The 14,932-nt window shown below is 46.3% G+C and carries 7 protein-coding genes; all 7 read right to left on the bottom strand.

The window, feature by feature from the left end; all coding sequences use genetic code 11:
• Nucleotides 1-50 precede the first annotated feature (50 nt).
• Entirely contained in the window at nucleotides 51-1,376 is a 1,326-nt protein-coding gene (locus ABDK00_RS04710; RefSeq protein WP_346238721.1) for a rhamnogalacturonidase, read from the bottom strand.
• A gap of 60 nt (nucleotides 1,377-1,436) precedes the next feature.
• Nucleotides 1,437-3,233, bottom strand: coding sequence for a RagB/SusD family protein (locus tag ABDK00_RS04705; protein WP_346238720.1), 1,797 nt, complete (start codon nucleotides 3,231-3,233; stop codon nucleotides 1,437-1,439).
• Between the two features lie 227 nt (nucleotides 3,234-3,460).
• Nucleotides 3,461-6,628: a SusC/RagA family TonB-linked outer membrane protein gene (locus tag ABDK00_RS04700; protein WP_346238719.1), complete on the bottom strand. Its 3,168-nt coding sequence runs from the start codon at nucleotides 6,626-6,628 to the stop codon at nucleotides 3,461-3,463.
• 28 nt (nucleotides 6,629-6,656) lie between these two features.
• Nucleotides 6,657-8,021 (bottom strand): fasciclin domain-containing protein, encoded by a 1,365-nt coding sequence (locus ABDK00_RS04695; RefSeq protein ID WP_346238718.1) that lies wholly within the window; start codon nucleotides 8,019-8,021, stop codon nucleotides 6,657-6,659.
• Between the two features lie 32 nt (nucleotides 8,022-8,053).
• Complete coding sequence (locus ABDK00_RS04690) at nucleotides 8,054-9,724, bottom strand: fasciclin domain-containing protein (protein WP_346238717.1); 1,671 nt, start codon at nucleotides 9,722-9,724, stop codon at nucleotides 8,054-8,056.
• Nucleotides 9,725-9,899: 175 nt separating this feature from the next.
• A complete protein-coding gene (locus ABDK00_RS04685; RefSeq protein WP_346238716.1) occupies nucleotides 9,900-11,402 on the bottom strand; it encodes a RagB/SusD family nutrient uptake outer membrane protein in 1,503 nt (500 codons plus the stop codon).
• Between the two features lie 155 nt (nucleotides 11,403-11,557).
• Complete coding sequence (locus ABDK00_RS04680; protein ID WP_346238715.1) at nucleotides 11,558-14,920, bottom strand: SusC/RagA family TonB-linked outer membrane protein; 3,363 nt, start codon at nucleotides 14,918-14,920, stop codon at nucleotides 11,558-11,560.
• Nucleotides 14,921-14,932: the final 12 nt, after the last annotated feature.

Genomic DNA, 14,932 nt, shown 5'->3' with positions numbered 1-14,932 from the left:
CAACGGAGGCTTCGCCTTGCCCACGCCAGCTAATTTTTTCTTGTTATCCGTTATTGCTTTTTATGATTAATGACAACATCCTCCAAAACAAACCGGTCGATATAATCTTTGTAAATAAGAGGCTGCCGGGTAGCCGTCACTTTCAGTTGACTGAATGAAAAATCTGAAAGCTTATACTGCCCGGATTTTTTAACATTGAAAACATTTTCGCAGGTCAAGTCAATGCGCTTCATGCTGATATGACTGGCATAAGACATTTTGATATCCTTCTCCCCCTTAAGATCGAAAAACTGAGTCCAGGGCTGAATGTAGAGCATATTGACCGCGCTGCCTTTGATATCTTCTACCGTCACATATTCGTAGCGCTGTGGCGTGTCGGGGCGCATTTTCAACCATAGTAAACGCTGGGCGTGGTCGATCTGAATGCGCCGTAAAATGATATTCCTGTTGTGAATAGACTCGCTGCCGAACGTGAGCGCTCCATGGCAAAAGCCGTAGGTATTGTCTTCAATAATAACATTAAAATTCCCACCGTTATCAGGATCCTTATCTGCCTTAGGGCCTTTACCGCCTTTTAGCGCTACGGCATCATCGTTTACCGACATGTAGCAATGTTTAATCAATACATTTTTGCAGGCGTCGAGATCGATGGCATCTGAACTTGGCGCCTTCACCGGTGCGGCGGGCGCGTAAATATAAAGGTTCAAAATTTTTAGATTCTCGCATTTGTAGTAGTGCGAAGTCCAGAACGGAGAGTTGATCAGCCGAACACCGGATACCTGAACATCCTTACTATTAGACACATAAAGCAAACGCGGCCTCATCTCGTCCATGTTGGTGCATTGCGGGTTGAAAGCGCGCCGCAGCCAAAAGGCTTTCCAGTAGCGCAGGCCATTTCCATTGAGCGTCCCTTTTCCCGATAAGGTAAAACCATCGACGTTATCGGCGTTGACCAGCGCTGCAAAATATTTGACGGTCTGCCCCTCAATGCGTGTTTGGAGCAATGCAAAATCGCTAATATCATCGCTGCCTTTCAAAGTAGCGCCTTCTTCCAAATGCAGATGCGTGCCGGGTTTAAAAAACAGGGAGCCGCTCAAAAAAGTCCCCTTCGGAATGACAATAACGCCACCACCGTTGGCAGCGGCCCGATCAATGACTGCCTGGATAGCTGCGGTTTGAAGCAGGCTGCTATCTTCCTTTATTCCATGTTCCCTTATGTTATATTGTTTCCCCAGCTTAAGAATGTTGGTCGGCTCAATCTGCCGGAACCATTCTGGAATCAGGGTGCCGTCGGGAAAGCGGTCTTGCGCTGCAAGACGCATGCTAAGGAAAAGAACAGACATCCACAATATCTTCGCAATAGGTTTATCTACCATAATTTTTATTTTTTGCAATTAGTTTGGTAGAGATCAAAATGCGCTTCCAAATTTAACTGATCAAAGTTTAAACGGCAGATACCATCCTTCTTTATTCATCAGCTTGGCGCGGGCAGCACCTGCATTGGGATCGCCATCTTTCAACAATTTTTGATACACTTTATCCGCCAATATGGAGGGATCGTTGCGACGCCGCGCAATCCGTAACAAATCTGCCCAACGTGTGCCTTCAAAAGCGTTTTCCAGGGCCGTTTCTTCCAACAGCCCATTCTCCAATTGTATTAAACTATCAGCAGGGCCCGTTGCATTAATTTCCAGCGGTGTAAGGTAAGCGCGGCTTCTAACGCCTGTATGACGGTACCAGTCAGACCTATAGCGTGGAATTTCCCCGTTCCTTGCATCAAAATTATACGGCGCCGGGTAGCTCAACGTATTTTGCCACTCCGTCTTATCGACAATACCGGGGTTGTCAGGGTTATTGAATATGCCGCCGATACCACCGGAAACGAAGGCATACGCCAACTTATGCCATCCGTCGCGGTTAGCTGCCTCTGCAAAGCGCATCATCAGCTGGGTCTGCCTGAACAAATACCAATCGCCGTTTTTAACGAAAACATCAGCCGGTAAATTGGTCTCCCAATTGAGATATTTACTGATAAACTTGCTCGCCACACGCTGGCCGCCTATGGTAGTGGTGCTAAACAACCCTCTTGGGTCGTAGGGCGATCCCTCCCTTGCAACATCGGAGGAAGACATCTGCTGGCTGGCCCACATACTCATTACCTGTTGCGAAGGCTTCACTAAATACTCACCTCCGATCGGCGAAAACAACTTGATAAAAGGGTTAGCAGGCGCGAATTTATTATCGAAGGGTAATACCCATATCCATTCAAAATCAAATTTACTAGCGCTGTAAGTTGCGTCAAACATGGTACGCCAACCAACGTTATAAAGCAAATTTGCCATATCCCCGGCTTTATTCCTATTAACGAATGCGACCCGCAAATCTGATATAGTGCGACCTCCGTCATTATCTGCTTCTCCAAACCATCCCATTTTATATTTAGAATAATAACTCTCACCCTGATTTCCAGTGGTACTCGTTTCCATCACTTCCCGGTAATAAGAAGCAGCCTGCGTGTAATTGCCTTTCCAGAGGTACAGGTCACCGAGCAGGCATTTTTTGTTGATGAAGAATTTTTGAGTTGGATAGCCGTCCAGGGTAATATTCAACGAAGAGCTTCCTGAATATTGTTCTTTAAAAGGAATGGCCTCTGTAAACGTGATGAGTGAATCCAATAATGTTTCAAAGTTCAGTTTAGGAAACAATGAAGTGTTGTTTACATCATCAAGTGTTGCCAACGGATTAGTCACATAGCGCACTTCGTCGCCATAGTGGATACCAAGTTGCAGATAAAGGAAGCTGCGCAAACAGGCGATATCAGCGTATCGCTCATAGTAATCGGCCTGGCTTATCTTTTTACTGTCATACATGTTATTAAGATTGGCCAGTACATCATTAGCATTAACGATCACTTCGTAAAAAGGGCGCGGATCTGCGTAAGGATTATCAGCCGTTGCCGTATGATTGCTTATCTGGCGCAGGTATTTATCCGCATTCTGCGTGTAATCGAGCAAATCGGCGCGCAGCTCATTCAGGATAATATAACGCTCCGCCAAACCCATAAATTTGCCGTAAACGCCCATGACAGCAGCATCCGCATCATACACATTCTGGTAGGCGTTCTCAATATCCAATTCGTTTGTTGGGGTTTTGTCGAGCAGCTTGCTACAGGCTGTCAGCATCAGCATGCAGCACAGCGATAACAACAGCGGTAACGTAACTTTCTTTTTCATCCGTAAATGTTTTATGTTTTTATGGGTCGAATGGAACTTATCAGCATAAAATTTTTCATGCTCCCGCGGGATCAAATTGAAAATTTTATAATGAACGTTTCATTTCTAAACTTTAATATTTTTTATTTAATGCCGGCGAGCCTTGTAGTGTAATTTCTAAAACATGCATCCCATACCACACGCTTAGCTCCGCCATTTTAATGCATTATACTTCTTCTCGTTTGCGTTTACAATCCTAACCGAACACCGAGCACCACATTCTTAGATACCGGCGTAAGCCCTGTGTCGATGCCTTGTACCAATGGACTCGACGTTACGCTAAACTCAGGGTCATAGCCCAGGTATTTGGTCGCGGTGAATAGATTATTGCCCGTCAACAATACGGCAATGCTTTTAAACACCCCATTTGATTTTACCGGGAAATTGTAGGTCAAATTCAATGAGCGCAGGCGGAGGTAAGATCCATCTTCTATCCAGCGGTCGCTGAAACGGTTGTTGCCCATAGGGTCGCCCCAGGCGGCTTTGGGCATTGTCGTCTGCTGGCCTTCGACCTGCCAGCTGTTCATCACGCTTTGCAGCTGGTTTTGAACGCCGCTCTGTGACTCCAGCCGGTACCTTACATAATTATAAACATCATTCCCCACGGAAAATGTCACCAATGCATTCAGCTCAAAACCCTTCCAGGTCAACCGGTTCGAGACGCCACCAAAAAAGTCGGGGTTAGCATCACCAATAACGGTGCGGTCGTCTTCATCGATAATTTTATCACCATTGTCCACAAAACGTATGTCGCCCGCCTCAAAAGCGCTTACACTGCCGTCCGTGTTTATTTTTGTCAGACCCGATGCTGCCGCCTCTGCGTCCGTAGCAAAAACACCATTGGTTTTATAGCCATAAAACTGATTCGCAGGCTGGCCCACTGCCGTGACAATTGTTGCGTTTGCATAGTTGGTGTATATCGCATCCTGCGGCACCGCCAATATTTTATTTTTATATGTGGCGATGTTAGCGCCGAAATCCCACTTCAGCTGCTGCCCATTGAGCACCCTGAAATTGAGGTTAGCCTCAAAGCCGTTGTTTTGCAATTCACCACCGTTGGTCAACACCGAACCAAACCCCGTTATTGACTCCATCGGCCTATATACCAACATATTTTTTGTGCGGTTGCTGAACACATCGAATGAAAGGCCCAGCCTGTTGTGAAAAAATGCAAGATCAATCCCTCCGTTAATTTTATAAACCGTTTCCCATTGAAGCTCCGGATTCGAGATACCTTTTCTCACAGAACCTTCTGCCCCGAGCAGGTTTTGACCAACATAGAGTTGCCTTGCAGCGTAGTTACCAATATCATCATTTCCTGCAACGCTGTAAGAAGCCCGCAACTTGAAAAGATCGACGGCACTGTTCGACATAAACTTTTCTGAAGAAACCAACCATGCCGCGCCAATAGATGGAAATAAGGGGAATTGATGCCCGGCGATGGTAAGTCCATTGGCTGCCTTTACTCCAAAACGAGAGGAACCGTCGAGGGCCATATTCAGATCAAGAAAGATTTTATCTTTAAATCCGTATGCTGCTCCCAAATAATTGTTGATCCAGCTCCACTCTCCCATATCGCCGCCCACCTGCCTCAAACCGGCCAGGCCATTTTGCACACTCACCAGGTCGTCGGTGGCAGAATTTGCCGTCGTTACATATACCTGATTGGCTTTATTATTTTGAAATCTAAAACCTAATCTTGCTTTCACCGAATGCTGGTAATTAAAAACTCGGTTATACTCCAGCCTTGTGTCATTAAACAAAGAAAACAATTGCTTCACCTGGGAGCCCATGCGATTATTGGCGATGTCATTCCAAAGCGTATCCATCACAATCCCTTCGCTGGGCACGTAGAATGTTTCGCGGTATTTATCAAATTGAATACCAACCATCGTGCAGGCTGTAAAATATTTACTGATATCATACTGGAATTTAAAAGAACCAAAGAAGCGATAATATTTGTTATAAGCTTCAATCTTATCGGTGATTGCCACAGGATTACTGATGCCCAAAATATCTACGGCTTCCAGATTGGGCGACGCGGTTCCATCCGCTGCCAGTTCGCGCTCGTGAAAAAGCGGGGCTTTCACCAACGCATTAAACAAGGGAGCCGTTTTATCAGCGATACCCTGATCTTTTACATTTTGATCATTGTAGGTGAAAGAAAGATTTGCCATCCCTTTCAGTCTTTCCGAAAAATTAAAATCAGCGTTGAAACGGGTATTATATCGCTCGATGTCGGTGTTTTTAATCACGCCCGAGTTTTTCATATAACCAACGGTAAGCCCGTAAGTGGCAATATTATCCCCACCGGTAATACGCAAATAGACATTTTGGTTTACACTGTTATCCAATACCTTCCCCTGCCAGTCCGTGTTGTTGTGATAGCGGAAATAATCAGTCCTTGACAGATCATCGATCATGTAGGGCAAGCCGGCAATTTGCTCAGCCGTCATACCGCTGCTCGACAACATTCGATTTAAATGTATGCGATAATCTACCGCATTTAAAACGGGCAGTTGCTGAGGAGCAAAATTCATTCCTGCATAAATGCCTGCATCTATCTTTGTAGCCTGCTGGCCGCCTGCATTTACCGTAGTAATAATAATAGCGCCGTTGGCGCCCTTTGCGCCGTAGATGCTGGCAGCATCTTTCAAAACCGTTACGTTATCAATGTCTTTGACATCGATCAGGCTTAAGGGATTGGTATAGTTATTCGCGATAAGGCTTTGGCCATATTCGCTTGCGTCAAAAGGCATCCCATCCACAACAATCAACGGCTGATTGGTTGCGTACAATGAATTAATTCCATTTAAAAATAAATTGGCGCCAGCGCCCGGAGCGCCGGAGCGGCGTATTGCATTGAGCCCGGCTACCTGCCCCTGCAGCAACGCATCAATCGTTTCGAGAGGCTGCTGCCACCCCTGGCCGCGGTACTGCCCCACAGCGGCACTTGTATATCGCTGATACTGCTGACCCAGCGGCATAACGAGCAGATCATCGAAAGTGTGCGTCATATCTGCAAGAAGCAAAACCTCGATACGGTTTCTAAAATTAACCGGAACGATCTGCCTGTTATAACCATCTGCCTCGACGAAAATAGCGGCGTTTAAAAACGGTACTTTAATCCAAAAATTACCCAGGCTATCGGAGATGGCAGCGGAAAAATCCTGAACGCTGATACGGCTTCCATCGATCGGCTTACCAGTCGCAGCATCCTTCACCGTTCCCGTCACAACGATCGTATCCATACCAGTGGGCGCGGCTTTTGCTCCAATAGTCGTAATCTGTTGCCCCAACACAACCGTTGACAAAAACAGCGCTACGCTTAGAACAGAGGTTAATCTTATATACATCTTAGTCATTTTATCCTTTATATGCGAGTTAGAAAACGGGTTCCAGCCTTATATAATTACAAACAATAGCATTGACATTTGCGGATGTGCTGTTCGCCGCCGTCAGATATAAATTAAAAGTGGGCCTGTATTGAGTTAATGTGAACTCACCTGCAAACTGTTCTGCATACCTGTTAAGTGCGACGGTGGCGTAAACGGGTGTAGGAGAATTGAAAGAATCCACTCCAATTTTTTGATTGAAGGTTGAGGTCATACCATTGATATTGTCATTTAGCGCCATCCAGTAAGCCCGGTATTTAATCGACGGAATTTCGGTAAGCCGATAACGCAGGTTGAACATGGCCACACCGTGATTATATACCAGCACGTCTCTGAAAATACCGCCGGTAGTTGAATCGCGCTTATCCCTTATAAAAGTATTTCCCAGGCGGTTGTGGCTGGCTCCATTATAATTTTCAGCCTCAATGATAATATCCCGGAATTTATGGCGCGGCAGGGTCTCCAGGCTTTCCATGATATATACCACGCCATTACTGGTTTTCACAACTTCCACAATATTGGCTTTCGGAATTGCTGTTTTAACACCAAACTTAGAAGTGATCGTATCGGGCAAAGAAGCAACCGTGGGATAAAGTGTGTCGACCACCCAGTCTTTAGCCACATTCCAGCTGGCCACCAGCCTGCTGCTGTCCTCATTGCCCGGCACATTGAAATAAGGCTTATATTTTTCTACCTCCGCCTGCCAGGCCGCATCGCTTACCACAAAAAGCGTATAGTTTTTTGACTCGTTTGTCAAGTCAAACACTCTTCTTTTAAACAAACTATCTAACACGCCCGACAGCACTGCGCGCTGCAACGCCGGCATTCTGGCATCAGAAGCAACAAAGGCTGCCGTATTTTCCAACAGCGGAAGCGCTTCGCCGATCACCTGAAGCAGGCCATTTTTGGCCAGCAGATTCTGACGGCTGATAGCAATGTTATCAATGCTTGTATTCGTAAGGTCATGGTATTTTCCGCTAAGCGCAGCAGCCCGAATGGTGCCTTCTATTTGCGTTGTTGTATAAGCGCTGCTGAGGATATGGCCCGCTACAAAACGTTTTAACAAGCTCGCATCCTGGGTGATATTTGGAGGCAACGCCGTTAACGCCTGATTGGTTGGAGCATACACGGTGTAGCGCTTAGAAGAAGCAACGGTATCCGCATAACCAGAGCTGGCAAGCAATTCAGCAAAGCGGCTCAACTCAGGGTCCGCTTCAATGCGTTGCAAAAGGTTCATGCCCGCAGCTTCTTCGGTGACCCTGTTGTGATCGTCCCATTTTTTACAGCCATGCATGATCCCGCCAAAAACAATCAACCATAAAAAAACCGCCTTAAAATATTTGTACTTATTCATCCTGATTATTATTAAAAATTGATCGCTGTTGTTTACTCGAAAACCTGGTTACCTTCCCTATCGAACCTGGGCAGTATTTGATTGTCGTCCACCGGAATAAAATGAATCATATCAAGGCGGCAAATTTGACCGCCCGATCCGTTATGCTGAAAGCGAACCGTCTGTGAACCTGTAGTAGTAATATCCACAATGCCCACCAAACGGGAGTTGTGGCGATTAGGGTTAGAAGCTGTAACATAATTTTTCCAACCAATGGATTCTCTTTCTTCGGGCGTACCGGCTGGCATGTATTCTCCAAAATTGATGGGCCGCGCCATTTGAATGCCGTTTACAAAAACATCAGCTCCTACCGAGTTTTGAGCGATATAACAGATCCAAACCTTATATCGTCCTTTAATCAAAGGCGGCGATTTCAACTCCCACCATTTACCCCGGTTATTTCCAAAATGCAGGGCGATGTGATCCCAGTTTACATTATACACATTCAGCGTACCCGTTCCACCATAATTATATTCCAGGTCGTCGGAAGACGCCATCCATTCCCAATCGATGCTTGCAATAGGATGATCTGCCGCACTTGCCCTTACAAAACTGTAAAAGGCTTTTCCATAATAAGCAGGCTGGTTCATGATTTCGGGGAACATCGCCACATCCCAATAAAGCGCAGTCGGCTGTCGAAACTTTGCCATCGTATGCGCGTTGACACTATGCCAAACCCCATTGGTGGCCGAGTTATCGCTCTGCGGCCGCAGCACTTTTACTCCCGCTTCCAACACACCATTGAATTCATTTTCATTTAGCAGGATATCCTGGTTATTCAACTTCACACTGATCACCTCTTCCGGCAGCAGCGTTAGCTGCGTTTGATAATTGATAATATCACCGAGAAAATACAAGCCATCTATAATATGATAGGCCACATACATATGCAGGCTATCGTCGGGGTTTTGAGGATTTCCGGTTTGGCTGTATTTAGCTTTTAAAGCAGCGTAGGTGGCGTAACCACTGTCTGCCAGCGCCTGGTTGGATTCCGCAATTACAGTTTTCCAAAGTTTGGAAGTATCGGTTTCAACCTTATTTAAGGTGTCGTAAAAACCGGTCTCTTTCATGGCCTGAACGAAAATGGAATAATCAGGATTTGCTTCCAGCTCCTGCGCAATGGTTCTGGCAGCCGGCGTCAACATCCGGTCGATTACGTGAATAACGCCGTTGCCCACCCTGAGATTGGAGCGAACAATGGATGCCTGGCGGTTCACGGTATAGGACGACACGCCGTTGACAAAGTTCACCCCGGTAATCAGGTATTGGCCATACATCGTAGGAGTAGGCAATTTACCGTCGGTAAAAGAGCCGGTCGTCAAGGTATCTTCCAGCAAATGAAAGCGAACCAGGTTTTTAAGCATATTCACGTCGGCGGCAGCAATTGAAGAAACGCCGACCGAATCCATCCAGCGTTGCACTCCGTCGTTGGTAACAACAAAACAGGTGTACGCGCCATAAGCATTCAGAAAAGAAGCGCTGCCGGTTACTTCCAAGACCTCTTTAAACAAAGAGAAGGAATCGAGCCGGGCATCGATAAAACCCGTGATATTGACATCGTCGGTCGTGGACACGTTGTAATCAGGCTTTTTACAGCCGAACAACATCCAGCACGCCAGCGCGAAAAAAGCGGCAAAGTGTACGATCAATAGCTTTTTTTTCATCCTTGTATGTTTTTGTTGGCAGCAGGGCCACGATATTTTTTGTCCGGACCCAACTTGATCTGTGGCCGGGCCGCCATGAGGCTGGCATTTCGTTTTTTTAGAAAATATCATCGCGCTTCGTTTCATCTGCTTTATTTTTTTTTAAACGCCTTGTGGGCCGCTGCCTGTTTCTTTATTATTTGTAATATGGATTTTGTTCCAAGAGCGGATTCGTTTGCAACTCGTAAGCATATATGGGCAAATAATGACTGTTCGGGTCGCGCAGCTTATTAAACGCCGCCTGTTGCAGGCTCGCGGGAACACTGATGGCCGCGGAATTCAGTAAGAAACTAATCCCCTCATAATTGTTGCGCTTTGCGGCGCGCAACAAATCAAACCAACGCTTTCCTTCAAAAGCAAACTCACGTTGTCTTTCCTCCAGTATAAAGCTCTGCATCGCCGACTTGTCGGTGCTATCCATGGGCGTTATTTCAAGCGCCCGGCCGCGGGCGCGAATGGCTTTCACCAGTCGAGACGCTTCGAGCGGCTGATCGAGCTGGTTGATAGCCTCGGCTTTCATCAGCAAGGCGTCTGCCAGGCGATAAAAAACCCACGGTGCAAAGGACTGATCAAGCGTTCTGTAACTGCCCCCCTCATTATCGGCGCCTACGTATTTCCATATCCCAAAATCTCCGCCTCTGTATGCCGCATCCTCTCCGCGGTAGTCGAGCTGCGGTTCCGCGTTTACCAGGTCCAGGCCAAATACTTCTTCCGGAAGATGCAGGGCTCCACTCCACCTTCTCCTGGATGGTGTATGCATATTATAAAAGGGGTTGAGGATTTGCTGATCATATTGCAGTTCAAATATGGTTTCGCGCGAAGCGCCGGTTAGAAAAATATCGGTAAAGAAATCACCTCCCGCAACCAATGAAAACGCATTGGCATTTATGATCTTATCACACTCCGCAGCTGCTTCGGCATAATGCTCCATCCACAAATAAACATCGGCTAAGATCGCGTTAACACCATACCGGGTAATGCGGCCTTTATCAAAAGAGGCCGTTCCTCCATAGCTTAGCGGCAACTTCTGCTCCGCTTCTTTCAAATCAGCAACAATTTGGTCGAGTATGATATTAGAGGCAGATTTGGGGATAGGAGTGATATCGTCATCGCTCACGGTAGCATCCAACTTTAGCGGCACATCCCTGAAAACGCGAACCAGGTAAAAATACATTAACGACCTAACGGCGAGCGCCTGGCCTACAGCCCGGTCGAGATGCTGCTGCGTAAACGTGTTATCGCGCGACAAAACTTCCGGCGCCAATTGTATTAACACATTGCAATAGTTAATCGTCTTGTAAAACCCAGCCCAATTCGCGAACAGATTGGTTGGCAAAATATTCAGGTTGACGATATCCAGCTCGTCCTGGTTGGCGCGGCTACCCGGCGTGACCATATCTGCGCGCGCCTCACCCCAGATAAACATATACTCGGTAAGCGCCAGCGACCTCGAATCACCACTTGCCAACATAGACGCGTAGATGCCGGTTACTGCGGCGTCTACCTGCTCTTTGGTTTGCCAAAACTCATCGCCGACAATTCCATCCAGCGGCTTCAGGTCAAGCCATTTTTTACAACCTGTAAAAGCCGACAACAAGAGCGCCGCCATTACAATTTGCTTTAGTATATTTTTTTTCATCCGTATTTTTTTATCTTTTGGTAGATCGAATGGAACGCATCAGCTATAAAATTTTCGTGCTGCTGCGTAATGAAAACTTTATATTGAACGTTTCATCGTTTATATTTTCCTGTTACCCTGTAACTTTATTTGTTCTCTTTTCTTCTTTTCATCGTTTAAAATCCGACCACCATACCTATCGTGAAATTCTTAGTGGGCGGCGTCATGGAATTATCGGTCATCACTCTAAACGGATCAGATGCGCCGGACCGGCTTACTTCCGGATCCTGGCCCGTGTAGTTGGTGAAAGTGTACAGATTTTCTGCCGTGACATAGGCGCTCAGCGCTTTGATACCGATAGATTGTAACCGCGCCGGCGGAACCGTATATCGAAGTGTAATGGTCCTAAAGCGCAGGAACGAAGCGTCTTCCACATAGCGATCGCTACCCAGCCAGTTGTAACCGCCGCTTATGATGGCGCGTGGGATATCTGTCACATCACCTTCGTTGCGCCAGCGCCTCAACACGGCGGTACTTTGATTGTCGTAGTTGGCCATTCGCGTCGTGCTCATTTTGGTACCATTTACGACGTCCACATCATAGCGAAAATTGAAGAATGCGGAAAGGCGCCATTGGTTTTTCCAACTGATATTCGGGCCAAACCCTCCGAAAAGCCGGGGATTATTGTTACCCAGGTATACGACATCTTTATAGTCGATATTACCATCGTAGTTAATGTCTTCATACATCGCATCGCCTGGTTGAAAAACGTAGTCCACCGTCGGATAGCTAAAGCGCATGTAAACCGTTTGGCCGTTGGGGCCAATAATCTTGTTACCGTTAGCGTCTCTTGCGATCGTGGCATCCGCATCTTTGTAAACGCCTTTATATTTATATCCGTAAAAAGACCCAAAAGGATTGTCAATCTGTAATAAAGCCAGGTAATTCCCGTTGGCCGCCATATTACCTCTCTGGGATGGATAGTATTCAGAAATTTCCCTGATAATATTTTCGTTTGATGAAATATTAAAATCAAACCCAATCGTCAAATCTTTTGTTTTGTAAGGCTGCGTCCACAAAGCAAACTCCCAGCCCTGATTATCCATCGTCCCCACGTTCATATTCACGCTGCTATAACCGGTATAGGAAGCAATCTGCAAACCATTGAAGAAAAGATCTTTTGTGCGGTTTTTATAAATATCGATATCGCTGCGCAAGCGGCCTTTAAATAAGGAAATATTTAAGCCCAGGTTGCTGCCATGAACCGTTTCCCAACGCAGGTTTTTCAATTCCATAGAGGAAGGAAACACGCCGCTTAAGCCCTGATAGCTCCAGGCATAGGTGCTGTAAGCATTGTAAAAGGTGTAATCATATCTCGGCGCGTTGCCGGATTGAGCATAGCTCGCTCGGAAGCTCAGATCGTCAAGAAAGGACATATTCTGAAAAGGCTTTTCATTGGAAATTCTCCATCGCAACGAAACCCCGGGAAATAATCCATATCGATAGGTTGGCCCAAAGCGGGAGTTGCCGTCTCCGCGCAAACTTGCATTTATCAAATATTTGTCCATAAAACCATACTGCGCCTGAACCACAGCGCCCAAAGAGCGGGTCTGCGTTAGGCGCGAGGCTGCCTGCAATTCTTCATTTTGAGTGCGCCCTTCGGTTGTTACATCTACCAGCAGCGAGGAAAAAGCGTTGGACTTCATGACTTCCTGGGTATTTGCCGACTGATCATTTGTGAACACATTCAAAAAGGCCATGAAATTGTGGTTCCTGTTCTTCAGGCGGGGCGTATAATTAAGACTGGTACGTGTGGTAACATTATATACATCGATATCGCCATTATAAGACCTGTTCACCACGGTTTCCGTGTTTGGCCTTCCGGTTGCAATCTGCGGAAGAAAACTGCTGTTATTGGTATTATTAATATCAAACTGCACGTCGAATGTAGCCCTCAATACATTTTTAATAAAAGAATAATCGATCTGGAAACGGGGCACAATGCGGTTGCCGATCACTGAATAAATCGCCTCACTTGCCATTGCCACAGGATTATAGATGCGACTGTATTGTCCTTGAATATTCTGCGGTGGCGAAAAGTAATTTGTCGTCAGATTTCCAAATTCATCATACTCAAAGATGCTCATATTCGGCATTTTCAAATAGGCAACATTCCTGATCGCACCTTCATTATTGCTCGTATAGTTGCGGTTGCGATCAGTGTATGTGTAGGCAATGCTGGTAAATATTTTCAGTTTATTAGAAATGGTATAATCAAGATTGATCCTTGTATTCATACGCTGCAGATCGTTGCCGATCACCGAGCCTGTCTGATTTACATAGCCCACGGATGCAAAATACCTGGCCTTTTCGCCGCCACCCTGCAGGCTAACCGTATGATCCTGCAAATATCCCTGCCGGGAAATAGCATCAACCCAATTTGTGTTGTTGCTATAGTTGTAGTACCAATAGGGATTGTAGGGGTCGTAGTTAAACTCCTGATCCTCGACCGGGTTTAAGGTAGTCCCGATGCGGTTCATATAAGCCTCGGGTATGAGCGTAGAGTATTGATCACCGTTTAACATAGGAATTGCGGCAGGCCGCAGCGAGGTATTGGCTTTGAAAGTGTACCCAACGGAAGGTTTGGCAACGCGCCCGCGTTTGGTATTGATTACCAACACGCCATTAGCTGCCCGGCTGCCCCAAACAGCCGTCGCTGCTGCGTCTTTTAACACCGTTATGTCTTTGATATCAGCGGGCGAAATGTTTAAAAGGCTTGCATACCCCTGCTCGTCTGCAGCGCCAAAATTAAAATCACTTGGGATTTCTGTTTCGAAAGGCATTCCATCCACAACGATCAGCGGGTTGCCATTTGAACTAATGGAAGAAACACCCCTGATACGAATATTCATTGCTGCCCCCGGGTCGCCGCTATTGGCGGTGATGTCCACACCCGCCAGACGGCCCTGTAAAGCCTGATCGATAGAAGTCGCAGACATTTCCTCCATTACCTCTGCATTAATTCTGCCCACCGAGGTGGTTAAATCCCTTTCGTTGATATCATTCAAACCGTTGTTGGCCCTGCGCTGGCTAATCACGATTACTTCTTCCTGGCTTTTCAAGCTGCTTTCTACTGCGATATTGACCACCGACCGGCCGGCAATTGCCTCAATTACGGTGTTGTAAGCAATATGTGTTACGGACACCGAATCGTCGGTATTGGTGATGCGCAAAATATAATTCCCTTCCACATCAGTAGAAGTCGATTTTAAAATACGCCCTTCTTTATCAAGTTCTGATACAGACGCGCCTTCGACCGGCAGTTTGGTCGCTTTATCTATAATCTTCCCTCTCAAAACGGCTGCCGCGGGGCCATCCTGAGCGCCCGCCTCTGCAACAGTTATAAGCAGTATAAAAAAAAGTATCATAACTTTCAGAGTAGCATGCATCCACTTCAGATTATTTCTTTTGCCGATAGACAAACCTCCGCTGACAAGCATTACCTGAGTTACAAATGGTGATGGTTTAATATATTTCATATGCTGATAGTC

The organism is Niabella insulisoli (genome assembly GCF_039652435.2).
Lineage (GTDB): Bacteria > Bacteroidota > Bacteroidia > Chitinophagales > Chitinophagaceae > Niabella > Niabella insulamsoli.
The sequence above is the reverse complement of the archived record's forward strand: the minus strand, read 5'-3'. Positions and strand labels throughout refer to the sequence as shown.

Coding starts and splice junctions, on each gene's coding strand:
- ABDK00_RS04710 (WP_346238721.1), bottom strand. CDS start 1,376: ATGGTAGATAAACCTATTGCGAAGATATTGTGGATGTCTGTTCTTTTC.
- ABDK00_RS04705 (WP_346238720.1), bottom strand. CDS start 3,233: ATGAAAAAGAAAGTTACGTTACCGCTGTTGTTATCGCTGTGCTGCATG.
- ABDK00_RS04700 (WP_346238719.1), bottom strand. CDS start 6,628: ATGTATATAAGATTAACCTCTGTTCTAAGCGTAGCGCTGTTTTTGTCA.
- ABDK00_RS04695 (WP_346238718.1), bottom strand. CDS start 8,021: ATGAATAAGTACAAATATTTTAAGGCGGTTTTTTTATGGTTGATTGTT.
- ABDK00_RS04690 (WP_346238717.1), bottom strand. CDS start 9,724: ATGAAAAAAAAGCTATTGATCGTACACTTTGCCGCTTTTTTCGCGCTG.
- ABDK00_RS04685 (WP_346238716.1), bottom strand. CDS start 11,402: ATGAAAAAAAATATACTAAAGCAAATTGTAATGGCGGCGCTCTTGTTG.
- ABDK00_RS04680 (WP_346238715.1), bottom strand. CDS start 14,920: ATGAAATATATTAAACCATCACCATTTGTAACTCAGGTAATGCTTGTC.